Origin of the sequence: Pseudomonas sp. Pseu.R1, assembly GCF_045764065.1 — a bacterium.
GTDB lineage: Bacteria > Pseudomonadota > Gammaproteobacteria > Pseudomonadales > Pseudomonadaceae > Aquipseudomonas.
Window position 1 is genome coordinate 1,087,482 of record NZ_JBJGEE020000001.1, and the last position, 22,551, is coordinate 1,110,032.

The following is a 22,551-nucleotide window of genomic DNA, read 5'->3' on the forward strand; positions in this document are numbered from 1 at the left end:
AGCCTTGCGCCACCTGAGGAGGGCTTTAATGAAAGGATCGGCAATCGCACTGGCGGCGCTCACGTTGAGCGTGAGCGCCATGAGCCATGGCGACGTGTTCAAGTGCGTCAGCCATGACGGCAAGGTCAGTTTTGCCTCGACACCGTGCCCGGACTACATGGGTCAAACGATGCCACAGCGCCCGGCTCAACGGCTGTCCAGCGATTGGGAGGAGGCCGACTTCCCGGATCGGGTCAACAAGAATGCCACCGACATCCTGCAAGTCAGCCGACGTCGCCGAATCATCATTACCAACGAGAAAGAAATCTCCGACCACATGCAGGCCATTCGTCCGCCACCGCCTGGGGTGCCCTCCACATGCGTGGCGCCGATTTACAACAGCGCCTGTTTCGATCCGTCCGGCGGGAGGGTCCGCCAGCCGGTCAAGGGCAGCCTGTTCAAGTCAGACGGCCATTGAGGACAGCAATCGACCGCTGCCTTTACTTCCAAAATTTCTGAACTGAATATTTATCGGCAACGATGTTACCGGATGTAAGAGCTGCTTAAAGTCATGCCCCATCGCCAGAATCACAACAACGAGACGGCCATGACCTCCACCGCACATCGCAAAGAGCACGTTCAGCAAGCCGCCAACGATCTGGTGGCCGCGTTTGCCAGCAACGATACCGAAGCCTATTTCGCCGCCTTCAGCGAAGACGCCACGTTTCTGTTCTACACCCTGCCCGCCCCACTGCTGTCCCGTGCCGCCTATCGTGAGGTGTGGAATGGCTGGCAGGCCGACGGTTTCGCCGTGCTCGATTGCCAGTCGAGCAATGCCCACATCAATCTGCAAGGCAATGTGGCGATCTTCATGCACGATGTCGCCACGCGGGTACGCTTTGGCACCGAGGAAAATCAGTTTCAGGAACGTGAAACCATCGTCTTTCGCCACGACGGCAATCGCTGGCTGGCCTGTCACGAACATCTGTCCGCACAACCGGACTGACCCGAGCGAGCACGCCGGGCGGCTTCATTCATAACAACCAAAACGCTTCAATTCTTTCGGTCGGCTTACCGACCACTGCCAACGCCACGACCGGACACGTTCCGGTCGAACAAAACGGGCCAGCCCCTCGGGTGCAGAGCCTCATAACAACACGACAGCGCGCAGGAAACCGTCATGTCACAACCCACCACCAGCATCGAAACGTTCGGTGTCGAACAAATCCCGGACGATCAGCGCGACGCCTCGCCCATCGACCTGTTTCGCCTGACCTTCGGCGGCGCCAACACCTTCGCCACGGCGGTACTCGGCAGCTTTCCGGTGTTGTTCGGATTGTCGTTCCAGGCGGGCGTCTGGTCGATCATTCTGGGCATCGTCCTGGGCTCGATCATCCTCGCGCCGATGGGCCTGTTCGGCGCCCTCAACGGCACCAACAACGCCGTGTCCTCGGGCGCGCATTTCGGCGTGCACGGGCGGATCGTCGGTTCATTCCTGTCGCTGCTCACCGCTGTGGCGTTCTTCTCGCTCTCGGTCTGGAGTTCGGGCGATGCGCTGATCGGCGGCGCCAAGCGCATGGCCGGCCTGCCGGAAAACGACCTGACACTGGCCATCGCCTACGGCGTGTTCGCCGTGTTGGTGCTGGTGGTTTGCATCTATGGCTTCCGCTTCATGTTGTGGGTCAACAAGGTTGCAGTCTTCGCCTCCAGCCTTCTGTTCTTGCTGGGTATTTTCGCCTTCAGCGGCAGCTTCGATGCAGGGTTCGCGGGCACCGTGAATAAGGGCAGCGAAGGCTTCTGGGCAGCGTTTATCGGCGCAGCGTTGCTGGCGATGAGCAACCCGGTGTCGTTCGGCGCGTTTCTGGGTGACTGGTCGCGCTACATCCCGCGCCATACCTCGAAAAAACGCATCATGGCCTCGGTGTTCCTGGCGCAGGTCTGCACCTTGATCCCGTTTCTGTTCGGTCTGTGCACCGCCACCATTGTCGCCACGCAAGCACCGCAGTACATCACCGACAACAACTATGTCGGTGGCCTGCTGGCGGTCTCGCCGAGCTGGTTCTTCCTGCCCGTGTGCCTGATCGCCATCATCGGAGGCATGTCCACCGGCACCACATCGCTGTACGGCACGGGTCTGGACATGTCGAGCATGTTCCCGCGCCTGCTGAACCGCGCTCAAGCGACGATTCTGATCGGCGTCGCGGCCATCGCCTTCATCTTCATCGGCCGTTTCGCCTTCAATCTGGTGCAGAGTGTGTCGACCTTCGCGGTGCTGATCGTCACCTGCACCTCGCCGTGGATCGTGATCATGGTGCTGGGCCTGATCATCCGTCGCGGCTTCTACCACCCCGAAGACCTGCAGGTGTTCACCCGCGGTCAGAGCGGCGGCCATTACTGGTTCGAAAATGGCTGGAACTGGCGCGGTCTGGGCGCCTGGATTCCGAGCGCGGCAGTGGGCCTCTGCTTCGTCAACCTGCCGGGGCAGTTTGTCGGCCCGCTGGGGAATCTGGCGGGTGGCATCGACATCAGTCTGCCGATCACCCTGGGCCTGGCTGCGCTGTTGTACGTCACCCTGCTGCGCACCTTCCCCGAACCGGTGGGTGTTTATGGCGACCACGGCCCTCATCCGCTGCTGGGCAGCAATGCGCATCGCAATGTGAAAAAGCCGATGACTATCGGCTAAGCACAAATCAGCTATAACCAGAAGGCTCGTCGTCTCAACGGGCCTTTTTCGTTTGTAAGCACGACCGGCGGCGCATCGGCGGGTGGCATCAACCCATGACATCCCGCACAATCGTCCTTCACGTTAGCCACCCTAAAATTAGAAATTGTCAGCTCGCCCTATTGGAGATTTCCTCGCATGAACGCAAACGACTGGACCGAAGCTGCCTTGGCGAAATACATCGTGACCAACCCCACCCTTCAGGACGAGATCAAGGAACTGGACCCCAAGGAGCAACAGCAACAGATTCTCTGGGCTTTCGAAGACGAAGCCGAGGACCTGGGCATCCCGACCTGGGATCTGGCGCTGCAATTCATCGCAGAAAGCCCGGAACAGCTCAAGACGCTGCGCCTGGCGGCCCACAAAGAGGCGGCCGATGCACTGGGCATGGAGTGGGACGAGTACCGCGAGTTGAATGACGTCGAGGAGTAGCCTTCTGCCGTCGTTGTACCGGCTGCCGGTCCGGCTTTCTGGTATTGGCTGCGAGACTGCTGCCGTCGGCAAGCCGGACTGCTATAAAAAGCGCCAGATGCCTTGAAGCCCCTGACTTGCCGGTCACCCTTAGCGCTTTACCTTGCTCGTGCGGGTGGGTAACGTCTGCGCCACTTCACAACAAAAAAGGACTCGCTCCATGAGTGATTTGGTCGCGTATCAACTGGACGACGGCGTCGCCACGCTGACCCTGAGCAACGGCAAGGTCAATGCTATCAGCAACGAGGTCATCGCCGCGTTCAATGCCGCGCTGGATCAGGCTGAAAAAGACCGCGCGGTGGTCATCATCACCAGCGGCCCAGGCATTCTCTCGGGCGGCTATGACCTGAAAATCATGACCTCTAGCCCGCAAGCGGCGATGGACCTGGTCGCTGCCGGTTCCACCCTGGCCCGTCGCATGCTCTCGCACCCCTTCCCCATCGTCGTCGCCTGCACCGGCCATGCCGTGGCCAAAGGCGCATTCCTGCTGCTGTCGGCGGACTACCGCATCGGCGTTGAAGGCCCGTTCAGCATTGGCCTGAACGAAGTGCAGATCGGCATGACCATGCACCACGCCGGGATCGAACTGGCCCGTGATCGCCTGAGCAAGCGCGCCTTTGGCCGCTCGGTGATCAACGGCGAAATGTACGACCCCAAAGGCGCTGTGCAGGCGGGTTTCCTCGACAAGATCGTGGCCCCGGAAGAATTGACCGACACGGCACGGACCGTGGCCCTGCAATTGAAGAAGATCAACATGAAGGCTCATCACCAGACCAAACTCAAGGTGCGCAAGGCGTTCCTTGAAACGCTGGACAAGGCGATCGAGCTGGATCGTCAGCATTTGTTCTGAGCAACCGCTTTGAACCCGTCATTTCGATGCTGATCGCTTCACCGCTATCGCCAGCAAGCCAGCCCCCACAGAATCTTCGCCAGTCCTGAGTTCATAGCTCGACACGGGAACAGTGCGGGAGCCGGCTTGCTGGCGAAAGCGGTTGACCAGCCTCCGAAGCACGATCAACTCCGCCCCTCTCAACCTTGACCCAGATCAATAAACCTCACCCACGCCTTCCCTAAACTGCCTTTACCGCCAGCCTTTTCGGGAATGCCCGCATGCTCGACGACCTTCGTTGGGACTCTCATCTCATCCGCCGCCACGATCTGACAGGACCGCGTTACACGTCCTACCCCACTGCGGTGCAATTTCACCCTCAGGTTGGCGCCTTCGATCTGCTCCACGCGCTGCGTGAAAGCCGCAAATCGGTGGCCCCGTTGTCGCTCTACGTGCACATCCCCTTCTGCGCCAACATTTGCTACTACTGCGCCTGCAACAAAGTGATTACCAAGGACCGTGGCCGTGCGCAGGCCTACTTGCAACGTCTGGAGCAGGAAATCCAGATGATCGCCTGCCATGTCGACGAGCGTCAGGTGGTCGAGCAACTGCATTTCGGTGGCGGTACGCCGACCTTCCTCAGCCATGTCGAGCTGCGGCAGTTGATGGGCCACCTGCGCAAACACTTCACCCTGCTGGACGAACACTCCGGGGACTACAGCATTGAAATCGACCCCCGGGAAGCCGACTGGTCGACCATGGGCCTGCTGCGCGAGCTGGGCTTCAATCGCGTCAGCCTCGGCGTGCAGGACCTGGATCCGATGGTGCAGCGCGCCATCAATCGCCTGCAAAGCCTGTCGGAAACCCGCGCCATCGTCGAAGCCGCGCGCACCTTGCAATTCCGCTCGGTGAACATCGACCTGATTTACGGTCTGCCCCTACAGACTCCCGAAGGTTTCGCCCGCACCGTGGAGGAAGTCATCGCGTTGCAGCCCGATCGCCTGTCAGTGTTCAACTACGCGCACCTGCCGGAACGCTTCATGCCACAACGGCGCATCGACACCGCGCAACTGCCGAGCGCCGAACACAAGCTGGAAATGCTCCAACGCACCATCGAGCAACTGACTGGCGCGGGGTATCGCTACATCGGCATGGACCATTTCGCCCTGCCCGACGACGACCTGGCCATCGCGCAGGAAGAAGGCACGCTGCAACGCAACTTTCAGGGCTACACCACCCACGGCCACTGCGACCTGATCGGTCTGGGCGTTTCCGCCATCAGTCAGGTGGGCGACCTTTATGCGCAGAACAGCAGCGACCTGAACGACTATCAGAACCTGCTCGGTGGCGACCAACTGGCCACCCGGCGCGGCCTGATGTGCAACGCCGACGACCGCCTTCGCCGCGCGGTGATCTCACAGCTGATCTGTCATTTCACCCTGAATTTCACCGCCATCGAGACAGCGTTCGGCATCGACTTTCGTGGCTATTTCAACGACATTTGGCCGAAATTGCTCACCATGGCCAAAGATGGCCTGATTCATCTGGATGCCACCGGCATTCAGGTCACACCGGCCGGGCGGCTATTGGTGCGCTCGGTGTGCATGGTATTCGACGCGTACCTGGACCTACAAAATCGTCAGCGTTTTTCCCGAGTTATTTAGGAAATTTCCGCGAAGACGGCAGGAATCATTTTCACGCCACGGAGGGCGCGTGCTGGTCGTAGGGACAGGCCCTGGGCTACCCTTACGACTGATGTGTGTTTTCTCACAAGGAATTACCCCGATGTCTGAGCCAGTCAAACTGCGAGCTCACACCCAGGCTCACTGCAAGGACTGCAGCCTGGCCCCGTTGTGCCTCCCGCTTTCATTGAACATGGAAGACATGGACGCACTGGACGAGATCGTCAAACGTGGCCGTCCGCTGAAAAAAGGCGAGTTTCTGTTCCGTCAGGGCGATGGCTTCGATTCGGTCTACGCCGTGCGTTCTGGCGCCCTGAAGACCTTCAGCCTCAGCGACAGCGGCGAAGAGCAGCTCACCGGATTTCACCTGCCGAGCGAACTGGTCGGCCTGTCAGGCATGGACGCTGAAGCGTACCCTGTCTCCGCTCAAGCGATGGAGACGACGTCAGTCTGCGAAATCCCCTTCGAGCGTCTGGACGAATTGTCGGTGCAATTGCCGCAGTTGCGTCGGCAATTGATGCGGGTCATGAGCCGCGAGATTCGCGACGACCAGCAAATGATGTTGCTGCTGTCGAAAAAGACTGCCGACGAGCGCATCGCCACCTTCCTGGTCAACCTGTCGGCGCGTTTCCGCGCCCGGGGCTTTTCCGCCAACCAGTTCCGCCTGAGCATGTCGCGTAATGAAATCGGCAACTACCTGGGGCTGGCAGTGGAAACCGTCTCGCGGGTATTCACGCGCTTTCAGCAGAACGAACTGATCGCCGCCGAAGGCAAGGAAATCCATATTCTGGACCCGATCCAGTTGTGCGCGCTGGCGGGCGGTTCGCTGGAAAGCTGATATGGCGGTCAGGTCCGGGCAGGCTTAAACTACGCTCTTTGTGCGCGTTGCCTGCCAGGACCCTTTCGATGATTTTCGACGAATTCAGCTTCAAATCCCTGATCCGCCCCGTGGTGGATTTTCCCAAGCCTGGCGTGATCTTTCGCGACATCACCCCGCTGTTCCAGTCGCCCAAGGCCCTGCGTATGGTGATCGACAGCTTTGTGCAGCGCTATATCGACTCGGATTTCACCCACGTCGGCGCGATGGATGCGCGGGGTTTTCTGATCGGCTCGATCATCGCCTATGAACTCAACAAGCCGCTGGTGCTGTTCCGCAAACAGGGCAAGTTGCCTGCCGACGTATTGGCCGAAGGGTATCAGACCGAATACGGCGAGGCGTTTCTGGAGGTCCACGCCGACAGCCTGTGCGACGGCGACTCGGTGGTGATGTTCGATGACCTGATCGCCACCGGCGGCACCCTGATCGCCGCGGCCAACCTGATTCGCCGCATGGGCGCCAAAGTCCACGAAGCGGCCGCGATCATCGACCTGCCCGAACTGGGCGGCTCCCAGCGCCTGGAAGACATGGAAATCCCGACGTTCTGCCTGACGCAGTTTGCGTTGACGGATAAGTAAACCGCCAACACGTTTCTCTGTAGCAGTCCGGCTTGCCGGACTGCTACAAAAGATTTGAGTCGCCCGTCAAAGCTTGATCGGCTTGCGCCCCGCAAACGAATGCGCCAGCGTGCCGCCATCGACCAATTCCAGTTCGCCCCCCAAGGGAACACCGTGAGCGATACGCGAGGTGACGATGCCTTTGTTGGTCAGCAACTGGGCGATGTAATGGGCGGTGGCTTCACCTTCCACGGTCGGGTTGGTGGCCAGGATGACTTCGGCGAACGTGCCCTGCGCCTCAATCCGCGCCATCAGTTCCGGAATTCCGATGGCCTCAGGTCCCAGACCGTCCAGCGGCGACAGGTGCCCTTTGAGCACGAAGTAACGCCCGCGGTAGCCAGTCTGTTCGACGGCATACACGTCCATCGGACCTTCCACCACACACAGCAAGGTGTCGTCGCGACGAACATCGGAGCATTGCGGGCAGAGTTCGTCTTCAGTCAGGGTGCGGCACTGTTTGCAATGACCGACGCCCTCCATGGCCTGGCTCAAGGCCTGCGCCAGCCGCGAGCCGCCACTGCGGTCACGCTCAAGCAACTGCAAGGCCATGCGCTGAGCGGTTTTCTGACCGACGCCCGGCAAAATGCGCAGGGAGTCGATCAACTGGCGAATCAGAGGGCTGAAGCTCATCGAGGAAAAATCTCACGAAAACACGAGACGCGGTTTATACCCGCGCCTCTGGCAAGCGTCAAATCAGGCTCAAGACACTTTGACCACCAGCTTGCCGAAGTTCTTGCCTTCCAGCAGACCAATGAATGCGTCCGGCGCGTGCTCAAGCCCTTCGACGACGTCTTCACGGAACTTGACCTTGCCCTCCTTCACCAGCGGCACCATGGCCTGCATGAATTCATCCAGACGGTGGTAGTACTCTTCGTAAACGATAAAGCCCTGAATCCTCGCCCGCTTGGTCAGCAGCGTGCGCAGCAGCAATGGCAGATGATTCGGCCCGTCCGGCAGGCGCTGGGCGTTGTACTGCGCGATCACGCCACACAGCGGCACCCGCGCATGCTCATTGAGCAACGGGATGACGGCTTCGAACACCTTGCCGCCCACCAGCTCGAAATAGATGTCGATACCACTGGGGCAGGCTTCGCTCAACTGCTCGGCGAAATGCTCGCTGCGATGGTCGATACAATCGTCGAAACCCAGCTCATCGATGACATGGCGGCATTTATCGATGCCGCCTGCGATCCCCACGACTCGCAGGCCATGCAGCTTGGCCACTTGACCGACCACCGAACCCACCGCACCCGACGCCGCAGCCACCACCAGCGTCTCCCCCGCCTTGGGCTGGCCGATGTGCATCAGCCCCATGTAGCCCGTGATGCCGGGCATACCCAGTACACCCATCGCCATCGAGGGGCTGGGCAAGTCCTTGGGCACGGGCAGCAGGTTCTTGCCATCGGAAATGCTGTGACTCTGCCAACCGGTCTGCCCCACCACCAGATCGCCCACATTGAACGCCGGATGGCGGGATTGTTCGACCACACTTACCGCGCCGCCTTCCATCACCGCATCGATTTCGACCGGCGGCGCGTAGGACGGCGCATCGCTCATGCGACCGCGCATGTAAGGGTCAAGGGAAAGATAGAGCGTGCGCAGTTGAATCTGCCCGTCTTGCAAGTCGGGCAACGCCTCGCGCTCAAGTCGGAAGTTTTCCGGCGTCGGCGCGCCCTGCGGGCGGGAGGCCAGCACGATACGCTGGTTGAGGATCAATTCTTGTGGCATGACGGAAAACTCCTTGGCTGAGCAGAGCGGATTATAGAAAGCAGACTGTTGCAGCTAACGGCAGTTCTGCCGGATGCCGATTTTGTGGGAGCCGGCTTGCTGGCGAAGGCGGTGGTCAGTTATGGCTCAGTTGACTGGCTTTGCGCCTTCGCCAGCAAGCCGGCTCCCACAGATTACGCGCGCGTCACAAGATAAAAACAAAAATGCCAGGCGCGAGGCCTGGCATTTGGGGTGTAGCAACAGCCGCTCAATCAGAACGGCAGTTTCATGCCCGGAGGCAGTTGCATGCCAGCGGTCATGCCGGACATTTTTTCCTGGCTGTTGGCCTCGATCTTGCGTACGGCGTCGTTCACGGCGGCAGCGATCAGGTCTTCGAGGATTTCCTTGTCTTCCTGCATCAGGCTGTCGTCCAGGCTGACGCGCTTGACGTCGTGACGACCGGTCATCACCACGCTCACCAGGCCTGCGCCCGATTGGCCGGTCACTTCGGCATTGGCCAGCTCTTCCTGCATCTTGGCCATTTTTTCCTGCATTTGCTGGGCCTGCTTCATCAGGCCAGCCATGCCACCTTTCATCATGGGAGTTCTCCTCGAAAGTCGATGGGTCATTGCGGGGCGCCAGTTGAGCTTAGCGCCTCGCGGTCATTAAGGGGTTACGGCAGCATCCACCGGGACAATGGTGTCTTCGCGAATGAACGCGCCGAACTGTTCCATCATCTGCTGAATGAACGGATCACTGTTGATCGACGCCTCTGCCTGCCGCTGACGGTCGGCACGCCGACGAGCCGCTGCCTGGGCCGGGGTTTCCTGCTCGGGCTTGATCAGCTCGATGGTCAGGTTGAGGGTGCGTTCATGATATTGGTTCAACGCCTCGTTCAAACGGCGCTGTTGCGTGGCGTTGAACAGTGCGCTGTGGGCCGGGTCCAGGTGCAACAACCAGTTGTCGCCCTCCACCGAGATCAGCGTGCAGTTAGCGGCGATGTTGCCGGTCATGCCGGAAATCGGCAGTTTCGGGAACAGTTCCAGCCAGTCCGCCGCAAGGCCCGTGGCAGGCTTGGCAGCGGGCAGCAATTCAGGCTCTTTCTCCACCGCTTCGACAGTATCGTGGGCCAGATCGTCCAGATAGGCGAACGAGGCCGGGTCGATGTCGACATCCGGCTCGTAATAGTCGTCGTCTAGTGGTGGCTCGTCGTCGCGCTCCATCGGTGCAGGCACATAAGGCACGGCGTCCGGCACGTGTTCGAGCATGCCTGGCGTCACCACGTCGGCCGCCGCTTGCCGCTGCTCCTGTGACTCGATTTCCGGGGCGTCCGGCACAGGACTGGCCGGAGCAGGCGCGGGCATCGGCGTCAGTTCCGGCTGCTCGGCAACGGTGTCGAGCACCGGTTCCGGAACCTCTTCCACGACCGGGGCGGCAACAGGCTCGTACTCGGGTTCCGGCGCAGGCGCCTCGATCCGGGCAGGTTGCGCAGACTTGGGTTCATTCCAGGGCAGATCGGCCTCATCGACTGGCTCAGGCACGGGCGCTGCAACAGGCGCAGGCACGTGAGCGACAACAGGCGCGGGCGGCTCCGCGACAGGCACAACCGGGACCGGAATGTACGCCGGGGCCGGCGCAACAGATGCCGCACCGGCCACCGTTTTTTGGGAATCAGCCGTGGCCGGGCTGATCCCCACTGACTTTAACGGCTGTCGTGGTGCGTTATCGCTGTCCGCCGGGCGGAAGGCCAGCATGCGCAGCAGGACCATTTCGAAGCCCCCGCGCGGATCCGGCGCCAGCGGCAGGTCGCGACGACCGATCAGGCCCATCTGGTAATAGAACTGCACGTCTTCGGCAGGCAGCGCCTGGGCCAGCGCCAGTACGCGCTCGCGATCGCCATGACCGTTGTCGACACCATCCGGCAGCGCCTGAGCAATGGCCACGCGGTGCAACACGTTGAGAATTTCCGAGAGTACGCCATTCCAGTCAGGCCCCTGCTCGGCCAGGTGACGCACGGCCTCCAGCAATGCGCGGGCATCGCCGTCGATCAGCGCCGTGAGCACGTCATAGACCTGGCCGTGATCCAGCGTGCCGAGCATCGCCCGTACGTCAGCGGCCAGCACTTTGCCTTCACCGAAGGCAATCGCCTGATCGGTCAGGCTCATGGCATCACGCATCGAACCGTCGGCGGCGCGGCCCAACAGCCACAGCGCGTCGTCTTCGAACGGAATGTTTTCGGCGCCCAGTACGTGAGTCAGGTGCTCGACTACCCTTTCCGGGGTCATGTTCTTCAGCGAGAACTGCAGGCAGCGCGACAGGATGGTCGCAGGCAGCTTCTGCGGGTCGGTGGTCGCCAGAATGAACTTGACGTAGGGCGGCGGCTCTTCCAGCGTTTTGAGCAAGGCGTTGAACGAGTGGCTGGAGAGCATGTGCACTTCGTCGATCAGGTAGACCTTGAAGCGGCCACGGCTCGGCGCATACTGCACGTTGTCCAGCAGTTCGCGGGTGTCTTCGACCTTGGTGCGGCTCGCGGCGTCGATCTCGATCAGGTCGACGAAACGCCCTTCATCGATCTCGCGGCACACCGAACACTCGCCGCAGGGCGACGAGGTGATCCCGGTTTCACAGTTCAGGCATTTGGCGATGATCCGCGCGATGGTGGTCTTGCCGACCCCGCGCGTGCCGGTGAACAAATAGGCATGGTGCAGGCGCTGGCTGTCCAGCGCGTTGATCAAGGCCTTGAGCACATGGGTCTGGCCGACCATTTCGCGGAACGAGCGCGGACGCCATTTACGTGCAAGAACCTGATAACTCATTGAAAACCGTCGCGACTGGGTTGCGGAAGACCGCTAATCCTAGCGGAGCGGGGGCAAAATTGCATCCGCGCGATCAATATGAAAACACGCATAGAAACAATCTGACGCTAGAATGCCATCACTGCCCAATCGCTTCGCCAGGCTCGTATGAGGGACTTGAATGCGTCTGTTGACGTTGAGCGCCGTGTGGCTATTGAGTGGGGCCGTTCAGGCAGGTCAGGCGCCGTTGCGATTCTCCATCGCCGACGCCTGGGCAATGCCTCTGGTGCAGATCGAAGACCATCAGCCTACCAGTGGCATCATTTTCGACATCATGCAAAGCATGGCTGCTCAGGCGAACCTGTCAGCGGAATACCGCGTGGTGCCCATCCAGCGCGTGCAACGCACCCTGGAGCGCGGCGGCATTGACGTGCGCTGTTATGCGGCGCAATCGTGGATGCCCAATTTGTCCGGCGATTACACCTGGAGCCTGCCGCTGCTGATCCAGCGCGACCTGCTCATCAGCACACCGGACAATGCGAGCCCGCGAACGCCCGACTCCCTGAACGGTGAGACCATCGGCACCGTCCTGGGTTACGCCTACCCCACCCTGCAAACCGCGTTCGACCAGCACCGGCTCACCCGCGACGATGCCCGTAGTGAAGTCCAGGTCCTGCAAAAACTTCAGATCCATCGCTATCGCTACGCGGTCGGCAATCAATGGTCGCTCGACTGGTTCAACCGCAACCTGCCGGAAGACCAGAAACTGCGCGGCGTGGCAGTCATCGACGAACAGCCGGTGGGTTGCATCGTGCGCAACGACACCGACATTCCGGCGCAAAAGCTGATGCGAATTTTGCTGCGCATGCGCATGTCCGGGGAGATCGACCGGATCATGAGCCGCTATAACACGGTGTCCGGGTTGCCAGCGGACGGACCTGCGGCACCGTGATCGGGGTCTTACGGTAGCCCACACCGCTCTGTCTCGGGTGAACGCTCCCACAGGTCCGATGCTGCCCCACAGAGCCGAGCGCACCATGCGGATCAACGTAAGGGCTCACATTCGCTGCTCTCAGCGCTGTAGCAATACCGTCACATTGCAGGATTAGGCTCCGTCGACATAATTGGTAACACCTTTCGGTCAGCGAGCAGGAGCCGTGATGAGCGACACACCCCAAGATCCAAACCAGCCATCCGCCAGCGACATCTCCAGCGACTCCCCTACCGACACCAGCCGTCGTCGCTTCCTCGGTGGTGTTGCCGTGCTGGGGGCGGGGGCCACGCTGAGCAATGTCGTGGCCGCCAGTGAATCGATGGGCAAAGGCAAATCCGCCACGCTGGACACATCCCTCAGCGGCCATGCGCTGGACAAGGCATTGCACGACAACGTCAAAACCATCGTGGTGATCTACGCCGAGAACCGCAGCTTCAACAACTTGTTCGCGAATTTTCCGGGGGTGGAAAAGCCGCTTTCGGCGGTCAAGCCGGACGACTACCGGCAAAAGGACCGCGACGGCGAGGTGCTGGAATACCTGCCGTCCTGTTGGGGTGGCGTGTGCCAGATCGGCCCGCAGAGTCTGGACGGCGTCACCTACGCCACTGGCGTGCAATATCAGGAAAATTTGCCCAACGCGCCCTTCCCGCTTAAAGGGCCGAGCGGTGAAGACCTGCCACTGGGTGTGGTGACTCGCGATCTGTGGCACGTGTTCTATCAGAACCAGATGCAGATCAACGGCGGCAAGAACGACGGTTTCGTGGCCTGGGCCGACTCCGGCAGCCTGCCCATGGGCTACTACGCCCAGAGCCAGTATTCCCTGCGCTTGTGGGACGTCGCTAAAGAATTCGTGCTCTGCGACAACTTCTTCCAGGGCGCGTTTGGCGGTTCGTTCCTCAATCACCAGTACCTGATCTCGGCCAAGGTCCCGTTCTACCCGGACGCGGCCAACTCTGCGGCCAAATCCCAGATTGCCACGCTGGAAAGCAGCGACCCGCTGGATTACCGCCTCAAGCCACTGGAAAAATCCCCGGCCAGCGCGATGTCCGGCCCACCCCAGTTCGGCCCCAGCGCCCTGACGCCAGATGGCTACGCCGTCAACACTATGGCCCCGCCCTACTGGCCGACCTGGCTGCGTGACAAGGAAAAACCGGACTACTCGCAACCCAATCTGGCCAACGTGCTGGTGCCGCAAAGCCACGACCACATTGGCGACAAGCTATCGAAAAAGAACGTCGACTGGGCCTGGTACGCCGGCGCCTGGCAAGTCACGCTGGACGAGTACAAGGATTCGGCGGGCATCCCCAAGATCCCGAACTTCCAGTACCACCACCAGCCATTCAACTACTTCAAACAGCAAGGCCCGCAGAACCCTGCCGAGCGCAACAAGCGTCTGCGTGACGGTGGTCTGGGCGATGACTTCAGCACCAACAAGTTCTTCGCCGACGCCCAGGCGGGCAAGCTGCCTGCGGTGACGTTCTACAAGCCGCAGGGCAACCTGAACATGCACGCGGGTTACGCCGACGTCGCCGCCGGTGATCGGCACATCGACCGCGCCATAAAGATCCTCCGTGAAAGCCCGCAATGGAAGAACATGGTGGTCATCGTCACGGTCGATGAAAACGGCGGTTGGTGGGACCACGTCGCGCCACCGAAAGGTGATCGCTGGGGACCCGGTACACGCATTCCGGCCATCGTGGTGTCGCCGTTCGCCCGCAAGGGAACGGTGGATCACACGGTCTACGACACCGCGTCGATCCTGCGACTGATCACCCGCGTCCACGGCCTGGAAAAGCTCGATGGCCTCAAGGAACGGGACGACGCCATGGCCGCGCGCGGGCAGGCCCCGATGGGCGATCTCACCAACGCGCTGCACTTCCCCGCCTGACTGAGCCCTGCGTTGCAGAACGTTTCCGAGACGTTCTGCAACGTTTGCCCGGTTGACCCGCCCGCCTGGAACATATTCCTTCAGAGCCTCATTCACTCTGCAAGGAAGCAGCACCATGAACGCACCATCCCCCTCCTACATTCCGAAACATCGCACGGCCACTGAACTGCTGGTCGTACACTGCTCGGCGACCCGTCCCACACAAGACATCGGCGTCAAAGAAATCACCCAATGGCATCGCCAGCGGGGCTTTGACACCGCGGGCTATCACTACATCATTCGCCGCAACGGCGAGGTTGAAGCCGGTCGGCCTGAAACCGCCATCGGCGCCCACGTCAAAGGGCACAACGCAAGCTCCATCGGCGTTTGCCTCGTCGGCGGCGTGAACGCCGCAGGGAAACCCGAAAACAACTTCACCGCCCATCAATTTGCAGCCTTGCGCGCATTACTGCGGCAACTGCGCAGCCGGTACCCCACCACGCGCGTTCTGGGCCATCGGGATTTGTCACCCGACCTGAACAACGATGGAAAGATCACCCCCGACGAGTTCATCAAGGCGTGCCCGAGCTTTGACGTCGCGACCTGGCTCGCGCAAAACCGATGAGCGTTGAAGCACTCGCCTGACCACACACATTTGCCGAAATTGAGTGGGGATCTGTGCATGTACAGCGCGGCCACTGCTGCCTAGAGTGACCGCGCCCTACTGCACAATTGAGGAGAGTGCCATGCCCCAGACACTGAAATTCCAGCAAGTCGACGTCTTTTCCAGCGCGGCCACCGAAGGCAATCCGCTGGCCGTCGTGAGCGCCGCCGACGATGTGACTGACGCGCAAATGGCCGCTTTCGCACGCTGGACCAACCTCAGCGAAACCACCTTTCTACTGCGTCCCACGCACCCGGACGCCGATTACCGCGTGCGCATCTTCACCACCACACGCGAATTACCGTTTGCCGGTCATCCGACGCTGGGCAGTTGCTTCGTCTGGCTCGACAACGGCGGCGTCGCCAAGGGCGACGAGATCGTTCAGGAATGTGGCGCCGGGCTGGTACGAATTCGCCGCAATGGCTCGCGCCTGGCGTTTTCTGCACCGCCACTGATGCGCAGCGGTTCGGTAGAGGACGGCGTGTTGCACACCATTGCTGCCGGTTTGCGCGTTCCGGTCGAAAAAATCGTCGCCAGCCAATGGGCAGACAACGGCCCGGGTTGGGTGGCCGTCATGCTCGCAAACCGCAATGAGTTGCTCGCGATTCGCCCGGACTACCCGGCGTTCAAAGGCCTCAATGTCGGCGCCATCGCGCCGTGGACGGGCCACGATGCCGAAGCCGACTTTGAAGTGCGCGCGTTTACCGGCGACCTGGGCGCCGAAGACCCGGTCACCGGCAGCCTCAACGCTAGCCTCGCTCAATGGCTGATTCCGGCGGGGCTTGCGCCGAGCCGCTATACCGCGCGCCAAGGCACCGCGATGGGGCACTGCGGACGAATCAACGTCGAACAGATCAGCGAACGGATCTGGGTTGGCGGTGATGTGCAGCGTTGTGTTGCGGGCACTGTAACCCTTTAACCAGGGTGATCTGCCGAATGCACATGTCTCGGCACAGATCGCTTTGTGGGAGCGAATTCATTCGCGATGCATAGGCATGGGCGATGAATGTGTATTGGACGTACTGACGCCTCGCGAATGAATTCGCTCCCACAGGTTACGGCGTCCTCCAGCACCTCAAGACCCCGCGACAGCCGTCGATTCCCTTTTCTGAACCGCTCGTTCTTCTCCTGGCAAGCGCAGCGTCAGCAGCGCCAGTACCACCGCAACCACGCCAATCGCTACATAAACGCTGACAAACGAGCCATTGGCGCTGGCCAGCCAGCCGCCGCAGAAATTCCCCATCATTCCGCCCACGCCCTGCATGATGTTGGCCACGCCAAACAGCGTCACAGCCAACGCCGCGTTACTGGCCATTTTCGACACGTAGGCGGGGATCAGACCGAAGATCGGGTAGAACGCCACCGAGAACAGCACCCCTGCCACCAATGGCCAATAACCGGCCGGGTGCACGACGAGAATCAACGCAGCCAGCGCGACGCAGATGTAGACCAGCATCATCGTGACCCGCAAACCGATGCGGTCCGACAGCCAGCCCACGGCGAGTCCGGCGAACATACCCACGAAGCCGATGCTCGCCCAGATCTGCGCGGTGTAAGCCACGTCGAAGTTCAGTTCCGTGCGCAGGTAGGAAGACAGGTAGTTCTGGAACGGAAATGTCGAGAAGCCGAGCAGGAAGGTCATGGTCCAGACAGTCAGCACCCAAGGCTGCATCAAGGCGGAAATCCCGATACGTTGTGTAGGCTCATTCGTGGTCGTCGCGTCAGACGGGCAAACGAACAATCGGGCCTTCTTGAACACCAGCACAACCGCGACAGCCAGCAACATCGTGATCAGGCCGACGATCCACCACACGCTCCGCCACTCACCCTGAGGCGCATACATCGGCACCAGCAGACTGTTGATGAACACGCCATAACTGGTGCCGCTGGACACCAGCCCCATGGCCATCCCGCGATATCTGAACGCCACCGAGCGGGCAATGACATCGACCATCGGCACAAACACCGACGCGGCCGTACCGGCCAGTATCGTCAGCAACGCACCGATCAGCAGGACGCTGTGCGCCTGGGACAGCCAAAGCAACGCAACGGCGCAAACCGCCCCCGAGCCGAGAATGACCCAGCCGCCCCCCACGCGGGCCGTCAGCCAGGCGGCCAGCAAGGCACTGATCAGATAACCGAACTGGCCCGCCGCCGTGATGCTGCCCACATAGGAGATGTCGAACCCCAGACTGGCGCGCATGTCCGGTACCAGTTGCGAGAACAGGTAGATCCCGAAACCGAAGGTCGCGGCCACTAATCCAGTCAACAACACCACAATCAACGCATTGATACGCATCGTCGGCATCCTTTCGTGAGTTGAGTGAGACACTGCCCTGATCCGGATCAGGCCGCAGGTTGAGCAGCCTCGATCAGTTCGGCGGCCAGGTCTTTGGCCAGCAGAAAAACGCTGTCGTCGTTTTCCAGTGCACCTGTCAGAAACGCGCCTTCCAACAACAGGAAAAGTCGGCGGACCAGCACCTGAGGCTGTTTGAGCCCCGCCATGACCGCCAACTCCAGCAAGTGCTGTTTCACGCCGCACTTGTGCCGGTCCACGGCTTGACGCACTGGGTGGGCACGGTCCGGGAACTCGGCAGCGGAATTCACATAGGGGCAACCGCGCAGGCCTCCTTCACGCAACCATTGCCGGTGCAGGTCGAACAGGCCGAGCAGCTTCTGGTCAGGCGAGTCGCTGGCGGCCAATGTCTGTTGCACCGCGGCCTCCCAGCGCTCGTTGCGTTTGTCGAGGAACGCCACAATCAACTCATCCTTGGAAGCGAAGTGCGCGTAGAGCGTCATCTTCGACATGCCCGCCAACTCCGCCACGGCGGCGATGCCTGTCGCATTGATGCCGTCGCGGAAAAACAGCGTGGACGCAGCGTCGATCAGGCGCTGGTGGTTGGCGCTGGCGTCGCGGGAAGTCGCCATGAATCAATCCTCGAATCAGAACTGTACTGACCGGTAAGGATAATGGCAAATTGTAAAAACGCCAGCCCGACATTGCATCGGGCGACGAAACGTTAAGGGATTGGCGAGAGGCCTCTGTAGTAGTCCGGCTTGCCGGCGGTGACGCCCTCGAGATCGCGGCCGTCGGTAAGCCGGACTGCTACAGGGAATGTCCAGCCGTTAACGCAGCCACAATTCCTTGACCGAATGATCAGCCGCCTTGCGTACGACCAGGCTGGCGCGCTCACGGGTCGGCAAGATGTTTTCCAGCAGGTTCGGGCGGTTGATGTCACGCCAGATCTTGCGCGCAGCGTCCGGGGATTTTTCCGGCGGCAGGTCGGCCAGTTCACGGAAATAGGCGCCGCGAGCCCGGAATGCGGTGCGTTGCAGCATCAGGAAGCGCTCAACGTACCAGCGCTCGATGTCGCCCTCATCCGCGTCCAGATAGATCGAGAAATCGAAGAAATCCGAAACGATAGTGCCCGGTTTCTGGCCGTCGGTCCCTTCGGTCTGCAACACGTTCAAGCCTTCGAAAATCAGGATGTCGGGCTGGCTGACCTCCAGAAACTTGTCCGGCACGATGTCATAGCTGATGTGGGAATAGACCGGGGCGCTGATATTCGCGACACCGGCCTTGAGGTCCGAGAGAAACTTGACCATGCGTTTGCGATCGTAGCTTTCCGGAAAGCCCTTGCGGTGCATGATGTCGTCCGCCGCGAGCTTTGCGTTGGGGTGCAGAAAACCGTCGGTGGTGATCAGATCGACCCGCGGATGATCAGGCCAGCGCGCCATCAGCGCCTGCAGAACGCGGGCGAAGGTGCTCTTGCCCACCGCAACACTGCCCGCCACGGCGACCACGTAGGTCTGTTTCTTGGCCGGACGCCCCAGAAAGGTGTCCTTGATGCTGGCCAGGTTGCGCGCCGCGTTGACGTGCAGGTTGATCAAGCGAGACAGGGGAAGGTAGATGTTGACGACATCTTCCAGGGAAATATCTTCGTTTACGCCTCGTAACGCCGCCAGGTCTTCTTCGGACAACGTCAGTGGGGTGCTGGCACGCAGCCCCGCCCACTCCTTGCTGGTCATTACGAGATAGTCATCAGGCGCCATCTATAGCCTTCCAATCCAGGTGTCGGTATCGACAATGGTGCGAAGACTATCGTATTGACCCAAAAACCGGGCAGATTTCTTTGATTTCCCACGCATTATTGGCGGGATCGGCGTTGATCCGGCGGCTGCGATTGCGCCAGATCAACGTCATGCGCGGTGACGCAACCTACGCCGTGCGGTATTCGATGGTCAGGTGCGACACCTCATGCACCACACCCAGCCGCTCGCGAATCGTTTCAGCCGCCACCTGACCACTTGCCAGCACACTGACAATCGCTGCCCTCGCCTCAGGGCCGACTTTCCACACATGCAGATCAGTGATCTGCACATCGCCCTGCGCTTCGACCACCGCACGAATTTCGTCTGCAACCTGCTCGTCGGTCACGTCCAGCAGCACGTTGGCGCTTTGCCGGATCAGACCGAGGGACCACTTGGCGATCACCGCTGCGCCCACCACGCCCATGATCGGATCAAGCCAGACCCAGCCCAGATAGCGCCCCGCCAGCAAGGCTGCGATGGCCAGTACGGAGGTCAGTGCGTCAGCCAACACATGCATGTACGCCGAGCGCAGGTTGTTGTCACCACCATGGGAATCGCCGTGATGACCGTGGTCGTGGTGCCCATGATCGTGATGATGGCCGTGATCGTGCCCATGGTGATGCCCATGACTGCCCGACAGCATGAATGCGCTGACGATGTTGACCAACAGCCCCGCCACCGCAATCAGCGTCGCCTCGCCAAAGGCCACCTGCGTTGGCTGGAACAGGCGTAGGAGAGACTCGGCACCAATGCCCAGCGCCACCAACATCAGAATCAATGCCGAAGCGAAGCCCGCCAGGTCGCCCACCTTGCCCGTACCAAAACTGAAGCGGCCATTATTGGCGTTACGCCGGGCAAACGAATAGGCCGCCGCCGCAATGCCCAGCGCCCCTGCGTGGGTCGCCATGTGAAAACCATCGGCCAATAACGCCATGGAACCGGTCATGTAACCGGCCGCGATTTCACCGACCATCATGACGAACGTCAGCGCCACCACCCACAGCGTGCGGCGGGCGTTCTCATCGTGAGACTGGCTGAGGAAAACATGCTCATGGGCGTGTTTCCGTGCAATGACCATACGGCCTCCTTATTTCGAATAACGGCGGATGGCTTCGAGCAGTTCTTCAAGGCCCTCGGCCCGCTCTTCGTCACTCAAGCCGGGATGGGCCACATGCTCGCGGGCATGAGCTTCGATGATTTCGTCCATCAAACCGTTGATGGCCCCTCGCGTGGCGGCCACCAGATGCAGGGTCTTGGCGCAGTCCACTTCCGACTCCAGCCCCCGCTCGATGGCCTGAACCTGCCCGGCAATACGCCGTACGCGCTTGAGCAAGTCGTCTTTCTCGGCCTGAAGATGCGCCATACCATACCCCCCCTACCTATAATGAGCGGCATTTTGCAGCGTCGCCCCGGTAGAAACAAGCGCCCAGCATCACCCGCCCACAGATTCACCCCATCGGACAGGACAGTTTCCAGACTCTGCCTACACACCGGATGAGGCCCGCCCTACATCCCGACATCCACTCACCCACGATCATGACGTCAGTAGTTACAGGTTGTTTCTACTTTGGGCAGGTACCGCTGCTGCATAACGCCGACGGCCCTGCCCTTATCGATGAATAAACAATGGATTGCCCTGAACATGCCGATCACGCTGGAAATGAAGACCACCGACCCGGAAGAAATGAAACTTGCCGTCCGCTACTGGGCGATGAGTGAAACTGGCGAGTTCGTGGAAAAAGTCATGGACCTGGTGCCCTTTCGTGACATCACCCACAGCGGCACCCTGGCCGCCCATGTACGCACATGGTGTCGCGCCTACGACGAGAACCTGACCTGCCGCGATTGCGGCACTTATCTGGAAGTGACCAGCCGTTCGGCGGTCAAGAAATTCCCTCAACAATCTCCGTGGCCGTGCCCGGAATGCAAAAAAACGCGCGAACGCCAGGAACGTGAGGCACGCGCCGCTGAAGCCGAAGCGCTGGAAAGGGAACTGAGCGCCTACCGGGCGCAGCTGCCCTCAGGCCCTATCGATTACACGCAGTTGAGCGATGACCACGCCCTGTTGTTACTGGCGCTCAACGTCGCACTTTCGCCGCGCCTGGGTTCTGCCGCCTTCAGCGTCAACGATTGCACGGCCCTGGCCCCACTGGACGTGGGTGCGTTCATCGACAAACTGGAAATGGCTCACGCGATTCGCGAAGCCCCGCTGGATGCGATGCCTGGTACGTACTTCCTGCGCGACGGCGAATTGATGTTCCACACCCGAGCCCTTTCCTACCGCCTGACACCCGACATCCATCTTGGCGCAAACGACGAAGCCCTATCTCTGCTGATCGAACGGGAGTATGCAGACGCCTCTGCCCTGTTCAACCTCTGGCTGGATTTCGCCACCGCCGATGCCATGCGCTATTTCTTCGACAAATGCACGGCGTTCAACCACGACCTGGACGCCAAGCAGTACAGCGAAGTGCGCAGTACACTGCGCGAAGCGCTGAAAACCTTGAGCGTGTCGCAAGTGTGGTTCGTGGCCTGGAAATGTGTGAAAGATGCCGCGAGCCTGGCCAGACTGGTGTACTACACCGAAGAACGGGCCACCGCCACCCTCCCCGGAAAAGTCCGCCGCACGCTGGAAAAAGCTGAAAAGGAAGGAACCGTCATTCGCAAATGGGACCGTCCCGATCACCAACCCTCAGGCGCGCTGGGCATGCTCTTCACCGAGCTGTTCGGCATCGATGAAGACACGCCGGGCGCTGACGTGCTCGCACTGCTTAATGCGTCGCGCGCTGAACATTGCGAACCGCAAAACGCGATGCTGCCGCCTGAAGCGGTCAGGCGATGGCTGTGCGAAGCGCTGGCCAACGACACCGGCCCGCAGATGCTTGAGCGGTTTGCGGGGTTGATTCGGGACGGCTACGACGTTGACGGAGCGGTTCACGCCCTGCTCGCGCCCACGCCAACCTCGTCGGCGGCACTGTAAATAGATTGAACTCCCGACTCTCCTCTGGTGACGAATAGCCACTACTCAAACCAGAGGCGCTCCTTAATGCGGCTTGAATCCCTTGCACTGAGTCTGCTTGCCACCCTGACCGACGGCGCTGCCTCGAAAATCTGCCCGCTGGATTTCACTGCCCTGCTGTATCTGCGAGATCAGGGATACGTCGAGGTGTCGGTCAAGGAGGGTTGCGTGGTGGCCGAGCGCACGGCCGCTGGCAAGCAGTTCGCCAGTGAACGGACGGGGCGTCGCGCGTAGCC

The 22,551-nt window shown here is 60.7% G+C and carries 23 protein-coding genes; 14 read left to right on the plus strand and 9 right to left on the minus strand.

Annotated elements, in window-relative coordinates:
- Positions 1-28 precede the first annotated feature (28 nt).
- The 8 genes from ACI5GA_RS05165 to ACI5GA_RS05200 all read left to right on the plus strand — a co-directional run bounded on the left by ACI5GA_RS05165 (position 29) and on the right by ACI5GA_RS05200 (position 7,138).
- Positions 29-457 carry a DUF4124 domain-containing protein gene (locus ACI5GA_RS05165; RefSeq protein WP_421422025.1) on the plus strand — a complete coding sequence of 143 codons (429 nt, stop codon included), beginning with the start codon at positions 29-31 and terminating at the stop codon, positions 455-457.
- A gap of 129 nt (positions 458-586) precedes the next feature.
- Positions 587-985 (plus strand): YybH family protein, encoded by a 399-nt coding sequence (locus ACI5GA_RS05170; RefSeq protein ID WP_421422026.1) that lies wholly within the window; start codon positions 587-589, stop codon positions 983-985.
- Between the two features lie 174 nt (positions 986-1,159).
- Positions 1,160-2,662, plus strand: coding sequence for a purine-cytosine permease family protein (locus ACI5GA_RS05175; RefSeq protein ID WP_421422027.1), 1,503 nt, complete (start codon positions 1,160-1,162; stop codon positions 2,660-2,662).
- Positions 2,663-2,839: 177 nt separating this feature from the next.
- Complete coding sequence (locus ACI5GA_RS05180) at positions 2,840-3,133, plus strand: DUF6388 family protein (RefSeq protein ID WP_404630781.1); 294 nt, start codon at positions 2,840-2,842, stop codon at positions 3,131-3,133.
- Between the two features lie 199 nt (positions 3,134-3,332).
- The gene (locus ACI5GA_RS05185; protein WP_421422029.1) at positions 3,333-4,022 is read left to right on the plus strand and encodes a crotonase/enoyl-CoA hydratase family protein; all 690 of its coding nucleotides are present in this window, start codon (positions 3,333-3,335) and stop codon (positions 4,020-4,022) included.
- A gap of 260 nt (positions 4,023-4,282) precedes the next feature.
- Positions 4,283-5,665: an oxygen-independent coproporphyrinogen III oxidase gene (gene hemN / locus ACI5GA_RS05190; protein ID WP_421422031.1), complete on the plus strand. Its 1,383-nt coding sequence runs from the start codon at positions 4,283-4,285 to the stop codon at positions 5,663-5,665.
- Between the two features lie 121 nt (positions 5,666-5,786).
- Positions 5,787-6,521, plus strand: a complete 735-nt coding sequence (fnr, locus tag ACI5GA_RS05195; protein WP_404630786.1) for a fumarate/nitrate reduction transcriptional regulator Fnr — start codon at positions 5,787-5,789, stop codon at positions 6,519-6,521.
- Positions 6,522-6,589: 68 nt separating this feature from the next.
- The gene (locus ACI5GA_RS05200; RefSeq protein ID WP_421422033.1) at positions 6,590-7,138 is read left to right on the plus strand and encodes an adenine phosphoribosyltransferase; all 549 of its coding nucleotides are present in this window, start codon (positions 6,590-6,592) and stop codon (positions 7,136-7,138) included.
- A gap of 66 nt (positions 7,139-7,204) precedes the next feature.
- Here ACI5GA_RS05200 and recR read toward each other — a convergent pair whose 3' ends face one another.
- From recR to dnaX, 4 genes are all read right to left on the minus strand, one after another.
- Positions 7,205-7,807 (minus strand): recombination mediator RecR, encoded by a 603-nt coding sequence (recR, locus tag ACI5GA_RS05205; protein ID WP_404630790.1) that lies wholly within the window; start codon positions 7,805-7,807, stop codon positions 7,205-7,207.
- Positions 7,808-7,876: 69 nt separating this feature from the next.
- On the minus strand, positions 7,877-8,905 hold the full coding sequence (locus tag ACI5GA_RS05210) for an NADP-dependent oxidoreductase (RefSeq protein ID WP_421422035.1): 1,029 nt from the start codon (positions 8,903-8,905) through the stop codon (positions 7,877-7,879).
- 251 nt (positions 8,906-9,156) lie between these two features.
- The gene (locus ACI5GA_RS05215) at positions 9,157-9,483 is read right to left on the minus strand and encodes a YbaB/EbfC family nucleoid-associated protein (protein WP_404630794.1); all 327 of its coding nucleotides are present in this window, start codon (positions 9,481-9,483) and stop codon (positions 9,157-9,159) included.
- A 66-nt stretch (positions 9,484-9,549) separates the two neighbouring features.
- Positions 9,550-11,700 (minus strand): DNA polymerase III subunit gamma/tau, encoded by a 2,151-nt coding sequence (gene dnaX, locus ACI5GA_RS05220; protein WP_421422038.1) that lies wholly within the window; start codon positions 11,698-11,700, stop codon positions 9,550-9,552.
- Between the two features lie 160 nt (positions 11,701-11,860).
- On the opposite strand from dnaX, the gene ACI5GA_RS05225 reads away from it, so the two are divergent.
- The 4 genes from ACI5GA_RS05225 to ACI5GA_RS05240 all read left to right on the plus strand — a co-directional run bounded on the left by ACI5GA_RS05225 (position 11,861) and on the right by ACI5GA_RS05240 (position 16,123).
- Positions 11,861-12,631, plus strand: coding sequence for a substrate-binding periplasmic protein (locus ACI5GA_RS05225; protein WP_421422039.1), 771 nt, complete (start codon positions 11,861-11,863; stop codon positions 12,629-12,631).
- 208 nt (positions 12,632-12,839) lie between these two features.
- Entirely contained in the window at positions 12,840-14,561 is a 1,722-nt protein-coding gene (locus ACI5GA_RS05230) for an acid phosphatase (RefSeq protein ID WP_421422040.1), read from the plus strand.
- 115 nt (positions 14,562-14,676) lie between these two features.
- Complete coding sequence (locus ACI5GA_RS05235) at positions 14,677-15,165, plus strand: N-acetylmuramoyl-L-alanine amidase (RefSeq protein WP_404630801.1); 489 nt, start codon at positions 14,677-14,679, stop codon at positions 15,163-15,165.
- A gap of 121 nt (positions 15,166-15,286) precedes the next feature.
- On the plus strand, positions 15,287-16,123 hold the full coding sequence (locus tag ACI5GA_RS05240) for a PhzF family phenazine biosynthesis protein (RefSeq protein ID WP_421422043.1): 837 nt from the start codon (positions 15,287-15,289) through the stop codon (positions 16,121-16,123).
- Between the two features lie 156 nt (positions 16,124-16,279).
- Here the strand turns inward: ACI5GA_RS05240 and ACI5GA_RS05245 are convergent, their stop codons facing one another.
- The 5 genes from ACI5GA_RS05245 to ACI5GA_RS05265 form a co-directional block, all read right to left on the minus strand.
- Positions 16,280-17,503, minus strand: coding sequence for an MFS transporter (locus ACI5GA_RS05245; RefSeq protein ID WP_421422045.1), 1,224 nt, complete (start codon positions 17,501-17,503; stop codon positions 16,280-16,282).
- Between the two features lie 47 nt (positions 17,504-17,550).
- A complete protein-coding gene (locus ACI5GA_RS05250; RefSeq protein WP_404630807.1) occupies positions 17,551-18,132 on the minus strand; it encodes a TetR/AcrR family transcriptional regulator in 582 nt (193 codons plus the stop codon).
- A 198-nt stretch (positions 18,133-18,330) separates the two neighbouring features.
- Complete coding sequence (gene coaA / locus ACI5GA_RS05255; protein ID WP_404630809.1) at positions 18,331-19,257, minus strand: type I pantothenate kinase; 927 nt, start codon at positions 19,255-19,257, stop codon at positions 18,331-18,333.
- A gap of 166 nt (positions 19,258-19,423) precedes the next feature.
- Positions 19,424-20,374 (minus strand): CDF family Co(II)/Ni(II) efflux transporter DmeF, encoded by a 951-nt coding sequence (dmeF, locus tag ACI5GA_RS05260; protein WP_404630811.1) that lies wholly within the window; start codon positions 20,372-20,374, stop codon positions 19,424-19,426.
- 9 nt (positions 20,375-20,383) lie between these two features.
- Positions 20,384-20,659 (minus strand): metal/formaldehyde-sensitive transcriptional repressor, encoded by a 276-nt coding sequence (locus tag ACI5GA_RS05265; protein WP_421422048.1) that lies wholly within the window; start codon positions 20,657-20,659, stop codon positions 20,384-20,386.
- A gap of 252 nt (positions 20,660-20,911) precedes the next feature.
- Between ACI5GA_RS05265 and ACI5GA_RS05270 the strand changes: the two genes are divergently transcribed.
- Together ACI5GA_RS05270 and ACI5GA_RS05275 are read left to right on the plus strand one after the other, a co-directional pair.
- On the plus strand, positions 20,912-22,276 hold the full coding sequence (locus ACI5GA_RS05270) for a hypothetical protein (protein WP_421422050.1): 1,365 nt from the start codon (positions 20,912-20,914) through the stop codon (positions 22,274-22,276).
- A 66-nt stretch (positions 22,277-22,342) separates the two neighbouring features.
- Positions 22,343-22,549, plus strand: coding sequence for a hypothetical protein (locus tag ACI5GA_RS05275; protein WP_404630819.1), 207 nt, complete (start codon positions 22,343-22,345; stop codon positions 22,547-22,549).
- Positions 22,550-22,551: the final 2 nt, after the last annotated feature.